Origin of the sequence: Fictibacillus nanhaiensis, assembly GCF_042686385.1 — a bacterium.
Taxonomy (GTDB): Bacteria; Bacillota; Bacilli; order Bacillales; family Fictibacillaceae; genus Fictibacillus; species Fictibacillus nanhaiensis.
This window is the reverse complement of record NZ_JBHUPF010000006.1, coordinates 1,636,122-1,653,815: the sequence shown is the minus strand read 5'-3', so window position 1 is coordinate 1,653,815 and position 17,694 is coordinate 1,636,122. Positions and strand designations below refer to the sequence as shown.

20 protein-coding genes are annotated in these 17,694 nt (G+C 40.8%); all 20 read right to left on the bottom strand.

The features are described from left to right. Window positions 1-10: 10 nt before the first annotated feature. The 20 genes from ACFS5O_RS12005 to ACFS5O_RS11910 all read right to left on the bottom strand — a co-directional run bounded on the left by ACFS5O_RS12005 (window position 11) and on the right by ACFS5O_RS11910 (window position 17,688). Window positions 11-691, bottom strand: a complete 681-nt coding sequence (locus ACFS5O_RS12005; RefSeq protein ID WP_205726674.1) for a zinc metallopeptidase — start codon at window positions 689-691, stop codon at window positions 11-13. 93 nt (window positions 692-784) lie between these two features. Then, window positions 785-1,579: a sporulation protein YpjB gene (locus ACFS5O_RS12000; protein ID WP_205726675.1), complete on the bottom strand. Its 795-nt coding sequence runs from the start codon at window positions 1,577-1,579 to the stop codon at window positions 785-787. Between the two features lie 84 nt (window positions 1,580-1,663). Beyond that, on the bottom strand, window positions 1,664-2,230 hold the full coding sequence (gene lhaT / locus ACFS5O_RS11995; RefSeq protein WP_205726676.1) for a lipoprotein heptaprenylglyceryl N-acetyltransferase LhaT: 567 nt from the start codon (window positions 2,228-2,230) through the stop codon (window positions 1,664-1,666). Window positions 2,231-2,298: 68 nt separating this feature from the next. Then, window positions 2,299-3,066, bottom strand: coding sequence for a menaquinol-cytochrome c reductase cytochrome b/c subunit (locus ACFS5O_RS11990; RefSeq protein WP_066395632.1), 768 nt, complete (start codon window positions 3,064-3,066; stop codon window positions 2,299-2,301). A gap of 48 nt (window positions 3,067-3,114) precedes the next feature. After that, on the bottom strand, window positions 3,115-3,786 hold the full coding sequence (qcrB, locus tag ACFS5O_RS11985; protein WP_066395634.1) for a menaquinol-cytochrome c reductase cytochrome b subunit: 672 nt from the start codon (window positions 3,784-3,786) through the stop codon (window positions 3,115-3,117). 3 nt (window positions 3,787-3,789) lie between these two features. Then, entirely contained in the window at window positions 3,790-4,293 is a 504-nt protein-coding gene (locus ACFS5O_RS11980) for a Rieske (2Fe-2S) protein (protein WP_205726677.1), read from the bottom strand. Window positions 4,294-4,412: 119 nt separating this feature from the next. After that, window positions 4,413-4,877, bottom strand: coding sequence for a YpiF family protein (locus ACFS5O_RS11975; RefSeq protein WP_205726678.1), 465 nt, complete (start codon window positions 4,875-4,877; stop codon window positions 4,413-4,415). Window positions 4,878-5,206: 329 nt separating this feature from the next. Next, on the bottom strand, window positions 5,207-5,758 hold the full coding sequence (locus ACFS5O_RS11970; RefSeq protein WP_205726679.1) for a ReoY family proteolytic degradation factor: 552 nt from the start codon (window positions 5,756-5,758) through the stop codon (window positions 5,207-5,209). 90 nt (window positions 5,759-5,848) lie between these two features. Continuing rightward, a complete protein-coding gene (locus ACFS5O_RS11965; protein ID WP_205726680.1) occupies window positions 5,849-7,102 on the bottom strand; it encodes a tetratricopeptide repeat protein in 1,254 nt (417 codons plus the stop codon). Window positions 7,103-7,139: 37 nt separating this feature from the next. Further along, window positions 7,140-8,012, bottom strand: coding sequence for a hypothetical protein (locus tag ACFS5O_RS11960; protein WP_205726681.1), 873 nt, complete (start codon window positions 8,010-8,012; stop codon window positions 7,140-7,142). Window positions 8,013-8,274: 262 nt separating this feature from the next. Beyond that, window positions 8,275-9,381 (bottom strand): histidinol-phosphate transaminase, encoded by a 1,107-nt coding sequence (gene hisC, locus ACFS5O_RS11955; RefSeq protein WP_205726682.1) that lies wholly within the window; start codon window positions 9,379-9,381, stop codon window positions 8,275-8,277. 14 nt (window positions 9,382-9,395) lie between these two features. Next, window positions 9,396-10,202 (bottom strand): tryptophan synthase subunit alpha, encoded by an 807-nt coding sequence (gene trpA, locus ACFS5O_RS11950; RefSeq protein ID WP_205726683.1) that lies wholly within the window; start codon window positions 10,200-10,202, stop codon window positions 9,396-9,398. Between the two features lie 2 nt (window positions 10,203-10,204). Further along, the gene (trpB, locus tag ACFS5O_RS11945) at window positions 10,205-11,404 is read right to left on the bottom strand and encodes a tryptophan synthase subunit beta (protein WP_205726684.1); all 1,200 of its coding nucleotides are present in this window, start codon (window positions 11,402-11,404) and stop codon (window positions 10,205-10,207) included. Then, a complete protein-coding gene (locus ACFS5O_RS11940) occupies window positions 11,401-12,033 on the bottom strand; it encodes a phosphoribosylanthranilate isomerase (RefSeq protein ID WP_205726685.1) in 633 nt (210 codons plus the stop codon). Before ACFS5O_RS11940 ends, trpB begins: the two co-directional genes overlap by 4 nt. Then, the gene (trpC, locus tag ACFS5O_RS11935; protein WP_205726686.1) at window positions 12,017-12,793 is read right to left on the bottom strand and encodes an indole-3-glycerol phosphate synthase TrpC; all 777 of its coding nucleotides are present in this window, start codon (window positions 12,791-12,793) and stop codon (window positions 12,017-12,019) included. Before trpC ends, ACFS5O_RS11940 begins: the two co-directional genes overlap by 17 nt. After that, entirely contained in the window at window positions 12,783-13,811 is a 1,029-nt protein-coding gene (gene trpD / locus ACFS5O_RS11930; protein WP_205726687.1) for an anthranilate phosphoribosyltransferase, read from the bottom strand. Before trpD ends, trpC begins: the two co-directional genes overlap by 11 nt. A gap of 369 nt (window positions 13,812-14,180) precedes the next feature. After that, window positions 14,181-14,960, bottom strand: coding sequence for a CheR family methyltransferase (locus ACFS5O_RS11925; protein WP_205726688.1), 780 nt, complete (start codon window positions 14,958-14,960; stop codon window positions 14,181-14,183). 384 nt (window positions 14,961-15,344) lie between these two features. Then, window positions 15,345-15,788 carry a nucleoside-diphosphate kinase gene (gene ndk, locus ACFS5O_RS11920; RefSeq protein ID WP_205726689.1) on the bottom strand — a complete coding sequence of 148 codons (444 nt, stop codon included), beginning with the start codon at window positions 15,786-15,788 and terminating at the stop codon, window positions 15,345-15,347. 84 nt (window positions 15,789-15,872) lie between these two features. Beyond that, window positions 15,873-16,838, bottom strand: a complete 966-nt coding sequence (hepT, locus tag ACFS5O_RS11915) for a heptaprenyl diphosphate synthase component II (RefSeq protein ID WP_205726690.1) — start codon at window positions 16,836-16,838, stop codon at window positions 15,873-15,875. A gap of 22 nt (window positions 16,839-16,860) precedes the next feature. Then, window positions 16,861-17,688, bottom strand: a complete 828-nt coding sequence (locus ACFS5O_RS11910; RefSeq protein WP_205726691.1) for a menaquinone biosynthetic enzyme MqnA/MqnD family protein — start codon at window positions 17,686-17,688, stop codon at window positions 16,861-16,863. Window positions 17,689-17,694: the final 6 nt, after the last annotated feature.

Here is a 17,694-nt window from a genome sequence, read left to right as displayed (position 1 = left end):
TAGTTTAGAATTAGTCGTCTTGGTTCATCCCTAAGAACATGAAGATGAATCGTGCTAGTTCTAGCAACGCCACAAGAGCACCAGCTACATAAGTTAATGCAGCAGCATTTAGTACTTTACGTGCTCCTCGCTCTTCATTGTTGCGGATCAGACCTGTTGAAACGATCTGGTCCATCGCACGAGAGCTTGCATTAAACTCAACCGGAAGTGTAACGAACTGAAACAATACAGCTACTGACATGAAGATGATCCCAAGAAGGAACAGGTTCATTGAGCTTAAAAGCATACCACCAAGAATCAATAGAAACGAAAAGTTAGATCCGATGTTAGCTACAGGAACCAACGCATGTCTGAAGCGTAAGAACGCATACCCTTCAGCATCTTGAATCGCATGCCCTACTTCGTGGGCTGCAACGGCTGCACCTGCAATCGAACTTCCGTAATAGTTATCTTCAGATAAACGAACCACTTTACTACGAGGGTCATAATGATCGGATAACATCCCTCTCACTGGCTCAACTTGAACGTTGTAGAGTCCGTTTTGGTCTAAAATCTCTCTTGCTACTTCAGCACCCGTCTTACCTGTGCTGTTACTCACTTTTGAATACTTTTTGTACGTGCTTTTCACTCGCATCTGTGCCCAGATTGGAACGATAAGCAAAATTGCGAAGTAGATTAAAAATCCACCCATCGTTGGCATTCCTCCATATAAAAAGCTTTTGATAGTCACATTTTACGTTTTCAGCTCACAGTTTGTCAAAGAATACGCATGACTCATGACCCATTATCTTTTATCCGGTACTCTTAAGCCATCTTGCTGATCACCTTTGTATTTTCTCCATCCAACGTAAGCTAGTGTTGATGATATGATGCCACCGATTGAAAATATTAGCCAAAAAAGCGATGGCTCCGAGTTGTCTTTTTTTGCAAAGAACAGTGCTTCAAAGTCTGCAGCAGCAGTTTCAAGCTGTTTTTGATGATCGGCATTCGATAGAATCTGACTGCGGTTCGTATCAACGTAAGAAACGTGTTCATCGAGCTTTTCTAGATCTTCATCTTTCAGGTCGACCATGAGTGCAGGTCTGACCGTTTCGTACCGTTCTAGTAAGAGGTTTGCCGCCTGATGAAACGCCACAGAATCGTCCTCGCTGATTCCTTTTTCCATCGTGATAAACGGCTCGAGCATCATCAGACCTGTTTTCTTCCATAACGGTTCATAGTCGGTCTGAAGGGCATCTACTAATAAACGAACCTCTGTAAGCTTGTTTAGCTTTTTTTCCTTCGACCATTCGGGATTCTGAAGAGAAGACACGGCATCTCTAAACGTATACTCAACGAGACGCTTCTGTTCTGGCCTCAAGGACAAGACATCTTCTATATGAATGATGTTGGCTGAAGTAAACTGTAACACTCCCGCAGCTTCTTCATACCGTTCTATCTTACCAAGCTCCCAGATCTCACTCGTTAGCTCATTGATTTCAGACCATTCTTTTGTTTTTGTATGATTTGATGCAAATGCTGGCATAGCAAGTCCGAAAACCATACAAAGAACCATCAATGCCCATCCAAACCTTCTCATCCGTTGTCCCTCCTGTACCCTTATACTTAAAACGTATGAGAGCTAGGACAAGGATAGACCTAGAATTACGGATTTAGAGCGTACTCACGCTTTTCTCATCTTCCAAACAATGAAGATCGACAGCGCAGATAACCAGAAGGTCAAGTATCCGATCAGATCTTGATAAGGATCTAGAATGTCATACCTCGGCATCATATCAAACACATAGTCGATGATCTCGTTATGAAATAGGATGAGTGCTGCGATGGTTACGTGCCAACCCTTGATCTTATAAAACGGCGCATATAATATTCCTTGAACTGCCATACCGAGGTGTGAAAAGATAAGCATATAATTGATAAGATCAAGAGGCGTCCCAACAAGAGCACCGCCAAGATTCATCCCTACTGCCCATATACCATACTTAAAAAGTGATGCCACCGCTAATGCCTCGATTAACCCGTGTTGCTTATCTCTCAAAAAGCCGATGATGACAAAAACAAAAAACAAAGATGCTGTCGGACTGTCTGGCACGAAAGGTAAAAAGTACCAAGGTGTATCTTGAAGCTGATAAAGGTACCAATAATAACCGTAGATCGTGCCAAGTATGTTGATCAGAAGTAATATTAATAAAAACATTCGATCCATGATGATCGTTCGAATCCAGGACATAATCACATGCTCCTTTTATTACGATGTTCAGAAAAGAAGCCGACCCATACTGAGCCGGCTTCTATCTATTATTTCTTTTCAAGTTTTGAGATAAACTCAGCTAATTGTTTTAGCTCTTTATCTGAACCTTTAAACGCATTCGGAGGCATAGCTGGTGGCTTACCTTCTTTTGCGATCTTCATGATCTCTTCAGGCTTTAATCCTGTACCGACCAACGATGGTCCTGAAGCTCCACCTGACAACGTGTTACCATGACAGCCTACACAGCTCTGTTTTTGGTAGATCTTGTATCCAGGATCGTTTTCATCAAAACTAACATCGACGATCTTACCTTGAGTCTTCGCTTTTTCCCAATCGTGTGTCACAACAGATTCCCATGTTAGATATGTAACAGAGATCAAACCTAATAACATTAATCCAGTTGCGATCGGACGTTTAGAAGGACGTCGCTCCAACCCTTTGTCTAAGAATGGTGCAAGCATTAAAGCACCAAACGCTAGACCCGGTATAATAACAGTACCGATAAGAACATAATCCCCTGCCGCATACTTGTACTTCAGAAGCTGGTATAGAAATAGGAAGTACCAGTCTGGTAGAGGAATATATCCAGCATCGGTAGGATCTGCTTTTTTCTCCAAAGGAGATTCATGGACGATTGTTAGGATGAGGTATCCGATTAAGAATACGGCTCCTACCATCCATTCTTTTAAAAGAAAGTTTGGCCAGAACGCTTCCGTTTTTCCTGGAAACTCCGAATAGTCTTTAGGAATATTCGGCTTGCGTTCAGCAGGGACACGAGAGTCACCGACAAACTTCATTCCTTTACCGCGATGCATATATTTCCCTCCTTTGCTCTTATGAAACTTTTAATCTTATGTTTGTTCTTACAACGGTCCGGAAATACCTTGTTTACGGATCATTAAGAAATGGGCACCCATCAAGCCTAACAATGCTGCAGGAAGGAAGAATACGTGAATCGCAAAGAAACGCGTGAGCGTCTGTGCTCCAATAATCTCTCCGCCGGCAAGGAATGTTTTTGCAATCGGACCAATAACAGGAATCGTCATAGCGATCTCAATTCCTACCTTAGTCGCAAATAGCGCTTTCATATCCCAAGGCAATAGATAACCTGTAAAACCTAAACCTAACATAACAAAGAAAATAAGTACTCCAACAACCCAGTTTAATTCTCTAGGCTTCTTATAAGCTCCCTGGAAAAATACGCGCAATGTATGTAGAAACATCATTACGATAACAAGGCTCGCGCCCCAGTGGTGCATTCCGCGTACGATTACTCCAAATGCCACTTCATTTTGCAGGTAATATACGGATTCCCAAGCATTCACGATATCAGGCACATAGTACATCGTTAAGAACATACCTGAAAGAATTTGGATAACCGTGATGAAGAAAGTTAATCCACCGAAACAGTAAACGAACGCAGAAAAATGATGTGCGGGGTTTACGTGTTCAGGTACTTCATGGTCTGCAACATCTCTCCAAAGCGGCGTAATATCCAGGCGCTCATCTACCCAGTCATAAATCTTTTGTAGCATTCATTACGCCCCCTTTCTTGGTTTTGCCTTTCCTAAATAAAGCTTTCCATCTTTCACCTGGCTGTCATATACATCAAGCGGTGCAAGAGGTGCAGTTCCCTTAACATTCGTTCCATCCTTCGTATAACGGCCTAAGTGGCAAGGACAGAAGAACTGGTTAGGGTGCGATGGATCTGTATTCCAGTCTACCGTACAACCTAGATGTTTACAGATTGGAGAAAGTGCGATAATATCACCATTCTTCGCTTTATAAACCCAGGCAGATTGAGTGACATCAGACTCGTACCAGCCATCTTTTTGTTTGATTTTAAAATCGAAACGCTTTGGTTCATTCCCGATCTCATCCATGCTCGTAACCGCTACCAATTCTTGATCTGTTCCCTCTTTCAAAATCGGATCAAGGGCGAAACGGACCATTGGCATAAGCATGCCGGCAGCCATAAATCCGCCAACGCCAGTTAATGTGTAGTTTAAGAACTGACGTCTTGAAATATCTTCCTTTGACATTGTTTTCCCCCCCTTATGCTGTAAATGACGGTCCATCCGGACTTTTACACACATATTACTAGGACATAAACATGATAGCTTATGTTGTCTTTTAATGTCAATATGACATGTGGTAAATATTACGAATTTATACTCCTCTGCCAATCGTTGAAAATTAGCTGAAACAACGGTTTTACCTGCTCTTTTATCACTTCAAGTTTATACTTCTCGTCCATTGTCTCAAGCGGCAGAGCGGGTACCCAAAACAATTGACCTGAGAGTTGCTGTTCGAACTCCTTCCAATACACATCACTTGTCATCAGAAAAATATGTTTAAAATGTCCCGAGTTTTTTACGTGCTCTAAGAAACTAGTTAATCGTTCAAGAGCTCCTTCATTCTTAACATATGTAAAATTAGGTGATAAAAACAACCTGCCATGAAGCTGACGCTCGATCTCTGACGTTAACAGCTCCGTATACTCAGACATCGTCACACTCGATTTGAACTCATGAGAGAAACTAACTGGTGTTAACGGAATTAGTATCGAGTCCACATACTCACCAGATTTTAAGAATACGTCTGCATCTTGTGTTTTCCATTTCATAAAAAAATCTCCTTACTTGGTATGTACTGCTTCCTATCGTACCACATTTGTTTAGCTGGCAAGGTGTTTCGTCTAGAAAATAGGTAGATTTATAGATGTCGAAATAAGTCTAGGAATGTCGACTCGCGGATTAAAGCGAAAAACTCGTGGATAAAGTGACCAAACTTTAGGATTGCAGGCTAAAACTCGTGGATTCAAAGCCTAAATTTTTGGATTGGGTGCAATATTTCTATGGTCAAGATCGACAATATCGTAGGTGCAAGCGTTAGCACAGAAGCCGCATAACCCACAAAAAAGACGACCCTATCAAAAGAGTCGCCTTCACACAACTAGGATGGCTGTTTTTCTAAATTTTTTAGTTCATTGGTCCATTTTGTAAAGCTGTCATAATCCTTTTGGTCTAGTGCAGCATCGATCTTCGCCATAATATCGTTCTTGCGATAGGTTTCAATCGATTTTTCTAATACCATTTCCGCCCATATGCCGTATTTTTTGTCCATCGACATATTTTGGGGCAAATGCGGGTTTTCTTCTAATACAGAAGCGTATTCGGGCGTCAGACGTGATGCGTTAAAATTAAGTTCAAGGTAGATCTCTTCTTCTTGGTTCAAGCGGATGTCATGAAATGATTTTTCGGCATCAGTCGTTAGAACATTTTGTTTGTAAAAACGGAACGGAACGCCGTCTGTGCACTGAGCTGACATGATTATGGCCTTTGGACAATATTCAGCTTTCTCGACAAAATGTACCTTCTCCATCAGTTGGTCATCACTAACTAAATAGTTTAATAACCAAACACATTCGCGCTTCTTTAACTGATAATGATTAAGGAACCATTTGATAAAATCCTTTTTTTCAAGGACCGAAACGGTGCTGCTCATTGCAATCCCCCCATCATTCAAAAACACGTCATCTTGATACTAAATATATTCTCTCACTGCTCGTAAAATCCTTCTTCACTTGTGAAAGTTTTAAAATTCTTCCAGTCTGTTTAAAACATCCTCGATATCATCTCGTTCAGGGCTTTGATTTAAAAGGTTCTGCAGAATGGTCTTCGCTTTCTTCTGCTCTCCTTCCTCGATGAGGAAATACGCATACTCTTCTAAGAACACCGGGTCCTCAGTAAACAACTGAGATGCTTTATCAAACCATTTTGCAGCCTCGCTATACTCTTCCGTTTCTTTATTAGCTGTAGCTAGATGCCAGTACATGAGAGGAATCTCTTCTTTCGTTTCTGCAAGTGACTTGTAGAGACTAAGTATATCTTCATATCTTTCTTCACGAATGTACTGATCTCCTAACCGTAGTAGTGGCTCGATCAGAGTCGGATTGAGTTCTAGTGCTTGTTTTACCCACTGTTCACCTTGATCAGGATTGTGCAGTTTATAAGCTAGCCTTGCAGCCTGCAGATAGATGTTTTCGTTATGTTCATCTCTTTTTAATCCTTCAGTGATTACGTCATATGCCTCTGTTAAAGCCCCTTCTTCTTCATAGGATTCAGATAGTACACTATAGAGGGTCGTATAATCAGGATCCATGTCTTTTAGTTCTTCAAGGCTTGCGATCGCTTCTTTAAACTCACCTGCTTTGAAAGCAGTTACCCCGTGACCAAATAAACTGTATAGATCTTTATGGTGATCCAGACCTTTTCTGTAGTATGGAAGTGATTCTTCAAACTTACCAGCTCTGCTTAGTGCTTCGGCATATCTTAATGTTACATCTTCAATTTCAGCTTTTTCGTCGATCGCTACTTTTAATAGTGGCAAACTTGAATCAAATTTACCTTGTCTTAAATAAAAGTCACCTAAAGCATAAGCGAGTACAGGATGCTTCTGGTCCTTTTGATGCGCTTCTAGAAGCTTACGTTCTGCCACTTCTGTTAGTCCAAGACTTTCATACAGATCTGCTTGAAGAATAAGTGCTCTTAAATATTCATCATCTTCTTCACTTACTTGATCTAAATACTCAATCGCTTTTTCATCCATTCCTTCATCTAAACAGCACTCTGCCATGGATACGAGCAGTTCTCCGTCTTCAGGGTACTTTTCAAGCAACTCATTAAAAAGGTTCATTGCTTCTGATGTGTGGCCCCAGTTCAAATAGACTTCTGCGATCTCAAACTTTTCTGGGTCTTGAGCCGTTTGTTTTATTTTATCTAATAGCGACATTCCTTTTTCTACGTCACCATGTTCAACAAGCCTGATTGCATCTTGAATTTCGTTCACTGATAAAACTCCCTTATCCCTTGTATTCTTGTGCCTATTATACACGAGATACGAGAGATTCTCCAAAACGACGGGGCTTTACTACGATAATTTCTTTTCCGTACCCTTGATGTTTTTCTCTATCATGATGAGTAAAGACGATTCTGCCTCTAACGATTACCGCTTGTAAAACATCACGCAGTCCATCTGTACGGTAGATGCAATAATCCGCATCGCTTCCTGGAAAAAGACCGCCTTTTACAGGATATAGACCGAGCATTTTTAAACTAGGTAACGAGATGGGTGCGAATTCACAAAAATCATGAAAAAGTGTTGGAATCTGACGTTTGATCGATAGCTCGTTCCATTTTTTGTGCCACGTATTTTTCAACTTTTGATCTACGCTCGATGGGAAGGTTGGAAAGATTATGGTACCATAACTGAAATTGGCTTCACTTATTCTCTCCCAGATCACATGTTTTAACTGAGCAAAATCTTTACAGATCAACTGGATGAACGGAATTTTCTGTTTTCGGCAAAAACTCATCATCTGTGGTGTGATCTTTTCTGGAGACATGCTTAGACCGATGCAATAGTCTATTGAACTTGATATTAAGAGATGCCTCGTTCGCTTTAATTCTGTTTCGGCTTCATGTAAATAGTTGATCTCAGCAGATGTTAACAGCGTAGTAGTGCCATTTCTAACTCTCTCACTTAGATTCTGTCGTACCTTTTCGATAGGCAATCTATTTAATGACATTAGAGGACTGATATGCCCAGGAATCATCTTTACACCTTGCATACACATCTTCATCACATTCATTCTAAGAGGGCCCTGTGAGACATAGGAGATTTTTTGAGAGTCTACTAGATAAGATAGAACAGTGTCTGTACCGAGCGATTGCAGCGGGCGCTCAATGATATATCGCATAGCTCGCCTCCTTTTTTCTCTATAAGACAAGTTATGATAGAGATGAGGCTTTTATGATAGAAAAATTTCAGAGAAAATAAAAATGAGGACAAAAAAAGTCCTGACATGTAAGCGCTGTCAGGAAAGTATAATATGGATAGGAGTGGAGAGAAACCATATTACATTCATTATAAATAGAGCTTATTTAAAATGCAACACTTTTTTGAAAATTATGAAAATAGCCCGATATCATAAAAATAATCGGGCTATTGTTGATGGTATTTTATTTATTCACTTTCTCTACTACAGAATCAATGTACGCCCCTAGGTGTTCGATGATCTCTTTGTTCTGTTCTTCTTCACCGATCGTAACACGAATCATAGTAGGAAAGCCTAATGCACTTCCCGACCGGACAATATATCCCTTACGAAGAAGATAATCAAACGCTTGGTCAGCATCTGATTTAACGTCTAGCAAGATAAAGTTTGCTTCAGAAGGATAGTACAACAGTTCTTTTTCATCACAGAATGCATAAAACATTTCAAGACCTTTTCTGTTCTTCTCTTTGCATTCTGTAATAAACGTATCATCTTCCAATGCTCCGATCGCTGCAGCTTGAGCGATTCGGGAAGTGTTGAAAGGCTCTCTAGCAGGTTCGATAGATTGGATGATAGAAGACTGAGCTACTCCATAACCAATCCGAAGCGCAGCTAGTCCATGAGCTTTTGAGAACGTTCTTAAGATCACTAGATTCGGATACTTATCCAAGTAATCTAATGTGTTTGGATAATCAGCAGCTGATACATATTCATAATAAGCTTCGTCACTCACTACGACTACATCAGACGGAACTTTTTCCATAAAGTTTACAAACTCCGACTCTGGAATATAGTTTCCAGTCGGGTTGTTCGGGTTGCAGAGCCAGACGATTCTCGTATCTTGGTCGATCACCTCGAGCATAGCATCTAGATCGTGATTGCCGTCGACCAGCTGAACCTCTCTGACTTCAGCTCCTTCAATGACAGCGTTATGCCTGTATTGTGGAAAAGTAGGAGCTGCCATCACGGTATTGGTTTCAGGTGAAAGATAAGCTCGACAAAGAATTTGTACGACTTCATCGGATCCGTTTCCGAAAATAATCTGTTCTTGATTCACTTGAAGTTGGTTGGAGAGTTTCTCTCTAAGTTCAGCTGAATAGCCGTCTGGATATACGTGAAGCTGTGATAACTCCTCATTTATTTTCTCTTTTGCAAGCTCAGAACATCCGTAAGGGTTCTCGTTTGAAGCGAGTTTTACGATTTTCTCTAGACCTAGTTCACGCTTCACTTCTTCTACTGGTTTACCTGGTTTGTAAGGTTTTAAAGATAACAACTGCTGTTTCGGCTGCATTTTCCCACTCCTTTTTAACGACTATAGACAGGCAGTAATGACTCAATATACGATTTAAACGTTTTGATCGCTTCCTCTCTGTTCGTTAGCAGGTCACTCTCTAGTTCCTCAATCTTTTTAACGATCGCACTGCCTACGATAAACCCATCGCTGCTGCCATCAAACTGCTGGATCTGTTCACGTGTAGACAGTCCGAACCCTACTAAGACAGGAACGCGACAGTTTTGTTTCGCGGCTTTTAGAAAATCGTCCAAACCTGCTCGAAACTCACTTCTGATGCCTGTTACACCTAACGATGAGATGCAATATAAAAAGCCTTCTGCCTCACTACTGAGTCTTACAAGCTTTTCTTCACGTGTTGTAGGTGAAACGAGCGAGATAAGAGCTAGGTTGTGCTCTGAACACATCTTTTGTAGATATCCGCTTTCTTCATACGGTAGATCAGGGACTAAAACCCCGTCAACCCCGCTATCCTCTGCTAACTTCAGGAAACGATTTTCTCCTAATTGTAACAAAAGATTATAATAAGTAAAGATAATTACCGGAATCTTCAATCCTCTTTCTCGAAGCTTTGAAACGAGCTTTACGGTTTTCTCAAGATTCATGTTTTGTGCCAAACCTCTCATACCTGCCCGTTGAATAACAGGTCCATCAGCTAAAGGGTCTGAGTATGGAACACCCAGCTCGAGGGCGTGTGCTCCACACTGTTCAAGAGCGAGTGACAGTTCGATCGTTGCTTCTTCACATGGATCACCAGCCATGATATACGGAGTGAAACGATAATCTGAAGAATGTTGAAAGACTTCCCATCTCTTATTCATCTTTACTCGCCCCCCTCTTCAAATTCCATCAGTGTATGAACATCTTTGTCGCCTCTTCCAGATAAACAGACGACGATATGTTGATCTTTTTGCATTTCTTTAGCAAGCTTCAGACTATAAGCTACGGCATGTGCACTCTCTAACGCACATAGAATACCTTCGTTCTCACATAAAAGCTTCAATGCATGTAATGCTTCTTCATCTGTTACGGCTTCATATGTTACTCTTTTTGTTTCATGAAGGTAGGCATGTTCCGGTCCTATTCCTGGATAATCGAGTCCTGCTGAGATCGAGTATGGTTCTGTAATCTGTCCTTCGCTCGTTTGAAGAAGCTTTGTCAACGAACCGTGAATCACACCATTCGAACCTTTAGATAACGTTGCCGCATGATGAGCTGTCTCTACACCCATACCTGCTGCCTCTACCCCGTACAGTGGTACATCTTTTTCAATAAACGGTGCGAACATGCCAATGGCATTACTGCCACCACCAACACAAGCCACAACAGCATCTGGAAGCTTTCCTTTTTGAATCTCTTTAAACTGACTCTCTGTTTCATAACCGATCACCTGCTGAAATTGTTTGACCATCTTCGGGTATGGATAAGGTCCTACAGCTGATCCGATGAGATAGAACGTGTCTTCGACCGCAGCAACCCATTCCCGGATCGCTTCATTCGTAGCATCTTTTAACGTTTGGCTGCCACTAGTTACCTCTATCACTTCTGCTCCTAACAGTTTCATGCGAAAAACATTTAAAGCTTGTCTTCTTATATCTTCTTTTCCCATATATACCTTACAAGACAGTCCATACTTCGCTGCTACAGTCGCTGCTGCTACACCATGCTGCCCTGCTCCGGTCTCTGCGATGATCTTCTTCTTGCCCATCCTCACAGCTAAAAGTGCTTGACCGATGGCATTGTTGATCTTATGTGCCCCTGTGTGGTTCAAATCTTCCCTTTTTAAATAGATGGATGCTCCACCATTCGACTCACTCAATCGATCTGCTTTCGTTAATGGAGTAGGACGACCAGAATAAATGGCTAGTTCACGTTGAAACAGCTCATTGAATTCTCGATCTTGGATCGCTTCATCAAAAGCCGTCTCAAGCTCTTCGAGTGCGAACATGATCGTTTCTGGAACGTATTTTCCGCCGAACACTCCATATCTTCCTCTATTATCAGGTACTGTAGCTGTAGTCATCTCATGATCATCCTTTCAAGCGTTTCTATTTTTTGTACACTTTTTTTGCCGTTTTCTTCGATACCACCACTTAAGTCGATTCCATGTGGATGCAGTCTCATTAGTTCTGAAACATTATCTGGTTTGATTCCGCCAGCTATGAAACACGTAATCCCTATCTGTTCTGCCTTTCTCATCATATTCGGAACTTCTTTCCACGAAAACGGAATCCCCGTTCCACCAAATTGCCCTTGAGATACAGAGTCAATGATAAGGGCATCTGATACTTTGCCGTATGTCGCTATTTCTTTAATAATGTTTTCACTAAATGGAAGTGCTTTATAGATTTTTTTGTTGCAGTGATCTCTTATTTCCTTAAGCTGATGAATTGATTCAGTTCCGTGACACTGGATGATATCAATGGGTACTGTGTTAACAACTTCCTTGATTTTTTCTAGAGTTGCATTTTGAAATACACCTACTAACTTTTTTGGTTTTCCGTATTTCTCGATCCAGCGGTTGACATTCTTAGGATCAACTTCTCTTCTACTTTCCGCAAAGATAAAACCGATCAGGTCTGCTTTTGTTTCGATGAGCAGTTTGTAGTCTTCTTCGGACTGACAACCACAATATTTAATTTGAACAGTCATGATAAAGCTCTCTGATTTTCTTTTCGATAGAGTCCGCTCGCATCAATGTTTCTCCGATCAACATGCCGTTCACATGATGATCGAACAGACTCTTAACATCTGATGCTGTTTTGATACCACTCTCACTGATAACAAGTGTTTCGTTTTTAATAGATGGAAGAAGAGAAAACGTATGCTCGATATCTGTTGTGAACGATTTAAGGTCACGGTTGTTTATCCCGATCATAGATGGATTGCAAACGTCGTAAACTTGCTTAATCTCTTGTTCTGAATGAACTTCGACCAAGCACTCTAAACCACAGTCCGTTGCTAGTGTATGAAGCTTCTCTAATCGTTCACTTGTTAAGCAAGCTGCAATGAGTAGAATCGCATCCGCTCCGTTCTCAACGCTCTCAATGATCTGCTTTTCATCTATGATGAAATCCTTCCTTAAAAGAGGCAGCGAGACATGATTGCGAATATCTTTTAAATATTGAAGGTCTCCTTGAAAGAACTCGGTGTCCGTTAAGACGGATAAGCAAGATGCGCCAGCTTTTTCATACTCAACAGCGATCTCTACAGGATTGAAATTTTCTTTGATGATTCCTTTTGATGGTGAAGCTTTTTTCACTTCAGCGATCAACGCTGGTCTTTTAATAGAGTTTGCAAGTTTATAAGCAAAAGGTCGATGATCTTTATCGGTAAAGTCCAGCTCACCTTTATTGAATGAAGGGAGAACGGCTATTTCTTTTTCTTTTTGTTTTAATATTTTAGTTAACATGTGCACTCGCCTCTTCTTTCGTCATTTCTTCAAGATGATAATATGCGGATTTCGATTGTAGACACTGTTTGATGATCTCCACGCCGTCTCGAATACTTGAGACCCTTTTTGACGCAAACAGAGCTGCAGCTGCATTTAGGATGACGATGTTGCGAGCTGATTCATTTCCTGCACCTTGTAGGATGGAACATATGAGTTCAGCACTTTCTTGTTTGTTCTTTACAGTTAACTCACTTAGATTTCCTCGGTTTAATCCTGCTTCCTCAGGTGTGTAGGTAAACGATACAACCGTGTTGTTCTCAACTAAAAACATCCGTGTATCACTTGTGATCGAACATTCATCCAGGCCATCTTTACCCGTAACAATCAATGCTCGTTTGATCCCGAGCTTCTTAATCACTTCAGCGAGCTTTTCAGCAACTTCCTCATTGCTTGCTCCGATCAACTGATACGTCGGAGCCATGGGATTTAACAAAGGCCCGATACAATTGAAGATCGTTCGAAAAGGGAGTTGCCTCCTCAACGAAGCAACCTTTTTTAGTGCCGGATGAAAAAATGGTGCGTGCAAGAATGCTATGTCATGTTTATTCAGTTGCGAATTGGCTTCAAAGTGGTTACTTGACGCTTGAATACCTAGAGCTTCTAGCACATCAGAGCTTCCACTTTTTGAAGTGACTGCTTTGTTGCCGTGTTTGGCTACCTTAACTCCTAAAGAAGCGAGTATGATACTAACCGCTGTAGAGATGTTAAAAGTCGATGCTCCATCACCACCGGTACCGCAAGTATCCATCAGATCATGGTGTTGTGAAGATTCAGCATTTCTTGATAGCTTTCTGATCGCTTTAACAAAACCAACAATCTCATCTACCGTCTCACCCCGAAAGCTCATGATACTTAAAACAGAACTTGCTTGAGCATCTGTGACATCACCACTGGCTAATTTCTCCATAAAATAAAAAGCTTCATTTTCTGTTAATGTTTCGTGTTTCATTATTTTTTGAATAATATTTGAAATCATATGAACACCCCTTAATCGTTTTGGTTGTTTTGTCTACAATCAAAAACGTTCAAGGCGGTATCGGATGGGATAGGATCATATCTGCACCTCCGCTTTATACGGAGAATGAGGGGGATATAAGAGGTCGATCTATAAGGGAACATGTACATACTTCTTTACGAAGCATACAAAAAAGCCATGCAGAAATAACCCGCATGGCATATGTACATATCCATTCTCGGCTCTGCTCCACTCAAACTCTCTCAACTTGTCTCAACTATGCTCTAAACTCTAAACTAATTTGCACCATTTCATGTGCTCTAAACTTATCAGTTACATTAAACTATTGTTGTGAATCTGTCAACATCTTTAATGGTCAGATCTACCTTTTTACCGAATTTTACGATAAAAGAATGGTTCTACCGATTCTAAGTTGTATAACCCAGGATTAAAGATCTGTTCAGTGCTTCCCACGAACAGAACACCACCTATTCGAAGCGCTTTGCTAAACTTTTGATAGAGGACTGTCTTTGCTTCCTCCGTAAAATAGATCATCACATTTCGGCAGACGATCAGATCAAAATCGGATTCAAAACGATCAGAAAGCAAGTTTTGCTTTTTAAAGGTCACGTGCTTTTTAACAGAATCTGAAACTCTTATACCAAGTTCCTCTTTTGTTGTATGTCGTGCTTTCTTATCATTGGGAACATCTTTGATTGCTTTTTCGAAATAAAACCCTTTTTTAGCTTGCTCTAACACTTGTTGATCTAAGTCTGTTGCGAGTATCGAAAATTTTGATAGCCCTTTTTTGTAATCTGATAACAACATCGATAGGCTGTAAGGCTCTTCTCCTGTGGAGCAGGCCGCACTCCATACTTTTAATGATGACCTGTCTTCAACTAACAGAGGAATGATCTTTCTCTCAAGCACATCCCATCGTGCAGGATTTCGGTAAAATTCAGAAACGTTAATTGTCATGCGGTCTAAAAACTCAAGAAGCATTTCTGGATTCTTTGTGAGTGCACGAAAATAGTCTGCAAACGTGCCGTACGCTCGTTTGTCCCTAAGTGCAACGAGTCTGCGCTTCATTTGTGCTTCTTTATATAATGAAAGATCTATTCCTGTTTGATCATAAATGCTCTGTTTAAAGCTTTCGTAGTCCCGGTCCAAATGTCTCTCTCCAATTCCTCTGTTTAAGCAAATTTAGTCTATGTATGTATAATATCGGATCGGAATTAAAATTGTTGCGTTATCGGAGCAACATTATTAAGATGTCGACTCGCTGATATAAGGCGAAAACTCGCCGGATTATCCTTAAAACTCGTGGGATTACTTTAGAAATCTCCGTGAGAGTGGTTGGTAAATGTATTATAGACCCCTAATTTTGATACTTAAATTAAGATTTTTAACGTACTGCCCCAATATCCGATGCTCCCCTTCTGAACGATTAGATCCATTATCATCAACTCTTTCTTCGCAATCTCATTCACTTGCTTCTTAAAAACAAAAAACCGGCGCGGCGGCCGGTTAAAACGCTTTCATTTCCATGTAAAATTAAATCCAAACCGCTACTGCTTTATCATAAGAAACAAGTTCTTCTTCTTTGAAGAAAAGACCGATCTCACGGACAGCGCTTTCAGCAGAGTCAGAACCGTGGATGATATTGTTGCTTACTTGTACAGCATAGTCTCCACGGATTGAACCAGGAGCAGCTTCAGCTGGGTTTGTTTTGCCCATCATGTTACGAGCTGTAAGAATAACGTCCTTACCTTCCCAAACCATAGCAAATACTGGTCCAGATGTAATGAAATCAACAAGTTCGCCGAAGAACGGGCGCTCTTTGTGCTCACCATAATGTTCTTTAGCCAGATCCTCAGAAATGTTCATCAGTTTAGCACCAACAAGTTGAAAACCTTTCTTTTCAAAACGGGATACGATTTCTCCGATTAACGCACGTTGGACACCATCAGGTTTTACCATTAAAAACGTTCTTTCCATGCATTCCCTCTCCTATCATCTATGTATATGTGGGACAAGTTCCCCAGAGAAATCGTACCAAAAATTTTAAAAATTAGCAATCACTCAAAATTTTCGACCAGCGATATAGTCTGCTACTTTTAACAAACTATCTCTGGCATCCGTTTCTGGCAAAGACTCGGCAGCTCGTTTAGCGCGCTTCAAATATTTATCAGATATCTTCGTAGCGTATTCAATTCCGCCTAACTCTTTGATATCTTTTAACAGTTCTGCAAGTTGTGCAGGCTCTTTTGACTCATAATAAGCATCCAGTTTCTCTTTCATCTCTGGATACTGATAGATCGTGTAAAGCACAGGCAATGTTAAGTTTCCTTGCTTCAGGTCACTTCCAGCTGGTTTTCCGAGCTGTTTTTCAGAAGCGGTAAAGTCTAAGATATCATCAGTAATCTGAAAAGCCATTCCAACTGAGAAACCAAAATCATATAACTTCTTTTGAAGAGAAACATCTGCTTTTGACGTGATTGCTCCAAGCTGACAGCTCAACGCGATTAAAAGTGCGGTTTTTCGTTTGATTCGTTTAAAGTATTTTCGAATGTTTTGATCTGTGTCGTACTGTTCGTTGATCTGTTCAATCTCCCCAAGACACATCTCTTTCATGCCCTGTGCCAAAATCTGATGCGCACGCGGAATTTCGATCTCAGACATTAGTTTTAAGGCGGATGCGAAAATAAAATCGCCTGTATACATGGCAATCTTGTTATCGTATTTAGCTTTTACGGTTTTTCTGCCGCGTCTCATATCCGCATCATCCACTACATCATCATGAACGAGTGAGGCCATATGGATCAGTTCAAGAGCTGCAGCCGGCTTTTTGACTTGTTGAATGTTATATGTACCGAACTGAGCGGAAAGCAGAACAAACACAGGGCGGATTCTCTTTCCCCCTGCTTTTAAAAGTTCAGCTCCTGCCGTATGAATCTGTTTCTGATCGGAACGAACGGATTCTACGAGCTGATCTTCAATCTGCTGCAAATCTTTTTTTAGAAATGAGTATAAGTCCTTTAACTTCACTTTTGTTTCACCCTATCGCCCGTTACTTATACGAATATTTAATGATAGAGGGCATTGTTTTTAACAATCCACACTCTACAGCTAGCTGAAAATATAGGTTGAGTCCCTTTTCATGTTCGCCACTAAATTGATAATTTAATCCATTAAAATAAGAATTCCAGAACTGAAAAGTGCCCCCATGTTCTGTTATTACTCGCTCGATGACTGGAACAAAATTTTCTCTTTGACATCTCTCTTTGCTCTCTATCATACTTCTTCCTACATAAGACAACAACGCACCCTGCTCGGTCTCCAGTTCATTTCGATACGCCATCACAGCAAAAATCATCGGTAGCCCTGTCTGTTGATACCAGATCTCGCCCAGGTCATATACATGATAAGAGCCTCGTTTTCGGTATGCGTTTATCGCATCGTCTCCGATCAGGAGGCATGCATCATATGCGTTTAACATAGCTTCAAAATCGGGTGTTTCTGTCTTGTACGTAACCTCTACACCATAAAAACGATCTAAGATGATCTTCAATAGAGCGACCGATGTTTCTGAGCTAGAAGTTAATGCGATTTTTTTACCGTCCAATTCTTCGATCTTAAACTTTGAAAACAAAAAGATAGAGTTTACTTTTCCGAACGAAGAAACGGACAGGTCTGGAACTAAGCTGTAATTCTCAGCGTTCTTTCCGTATGAAAACGAAGAGATCCCTCCAATATCGACTAGCTGTTTCTCCATTAATGCGTTTACCCGTGATGGAACCGCTTGTGTGATCGTCGCACCTTGATCCATCAGTCTTTCTCTATCTAAATAAAAATAAAGGGGTATGATGTTCGTGTAGCTGATTTCCCCGATGTTCATAATCTA

What these genes read in the sequence shown, in the direction of transcription:
- ACFS5O_RS12005 (WP_205726674.1), bottom strand. Translation starts at nt 691, where the DNA reads ATGGGTGGATTTTTAATCTACTTCGCAATTTTGCTTATCGTTCCAATC.
- ACFS5O_RS12000 (WP_205726675.1), bottom strand. Translation starts at nt 1,579, where the DNA reads ATGAGAAGGTTTGGATGGGCATTGATGGTTCTTTGTATGGTTTTCGGA.
- lhaT (WP_205726676.1), bottom strand. Translation starts at nt 2,230, where the DNA reads ATGTCCTGGATTCGAACGATCATCATGGATCGAATGTTTTTATTAATA.
- ACFS5O_RS11990 (WP_066395632.1), bottom strand. Translation starts at nt 3,066, where the DNA reads ATGCATCGCGGTAAAGGAATGAAGTTTGTCGGTGACTCTCGTGTCCCT.
- qcrB (WP_066395634.1), bottom strand. Translation starts at nt 3,786, where the DNA reads ATGCTACAAAAGATTTATGACTGGGTAGATGAGCGCCTGGATATTACG.
- ACFS5O_RS11980 (WP_205726677.1), bottom strand. Translation starts at nt 4,293, where the DNA reads ATGTCAAAGGAAGATATTTCAAGACGTCAGTTCTTAAACTACACATTA.
- ACFS5O_RS11975 (WP_205726678.1), bottom strand. Translation starts at nt 4,877, where the DNA reads ATGAAATGGAAAACACAAGATGCAGACGTATTCTTAAAATCTGGTGAG.
- ACFS5O_RS11970 (WP_205726679.1), bottom strand. Translation starts at nt 5,758, where the DNA reads ATGAGCAGCACCGTTTCGGTCCTTGAAAAAAAGGATTTTATCAAATGG.
- ACFS5O_RS11960 (WP_205726681.1), bottom strand. Translation starts at nt 8,012, where the DNA reads ATGCGATATATCATTGAGCGCCCGCTGCAATCGCTCGGTACAGACACT.
- hisC (WP_205726682.1), bottom strand. Translation starts at nt 9,381, where the DNA reads ATGCAGCCGAAACAGCAGTTGTTATCTTTAAAACCTTACAAACCAGGT.
- trpA (WP_205726683.1), bottom strand. Translation starts at nt 10,202, where the DNA reads ATGAATAAGAGATGGGAAGTCTTTCAACATTCTTCAGATTATCGTTTC.
- trpB (WP_205726684.1), bottom strand. Translation starts at nt 11,404, where the DNA reads ATGACTACAGCTACAGTACCTGATAATAGAGGAAGATATGGAGTGTTC.
- ACFS5O_RS11940 (WP_205726685.1), bottom strand. Translation starts at nt 12,033, where the DNA reads ATGACTGTTCAAATTAAATATTGTGGTTGTCAGTCCGAAGAAGACTAC.
- trpC (WP_205726686.1), bottom strand. Translation starts at nt 12,793, where the DNA reads ATGTTAACTAAAATATTAAAACAAAAAGAAAAAGAAATAGCCGTTCTC.
- trpD (WP_205726687.1), bottom strand. Translation starts at nt 13,811, where the DNA reads ATGATTTCAAATATTATTCAAAAAATAATGAAACACGAAACATTAACA.
- ndk (WP_205726689.1), bottom strand. Translation starts at nt 15,788, where the DNA reads ATGGAAAGAACGTTTTTAATGGTAAAACCTGATGGTGTCCAACGTGCG.
- ACFS5O_RS11910 (WP_205726691.1), bottom strand. Translation starts at nt 17,688, where the DNA reads ATGAACATCGGGGAAATCAGCTACACGAACATCATACCCCTTTATTTT.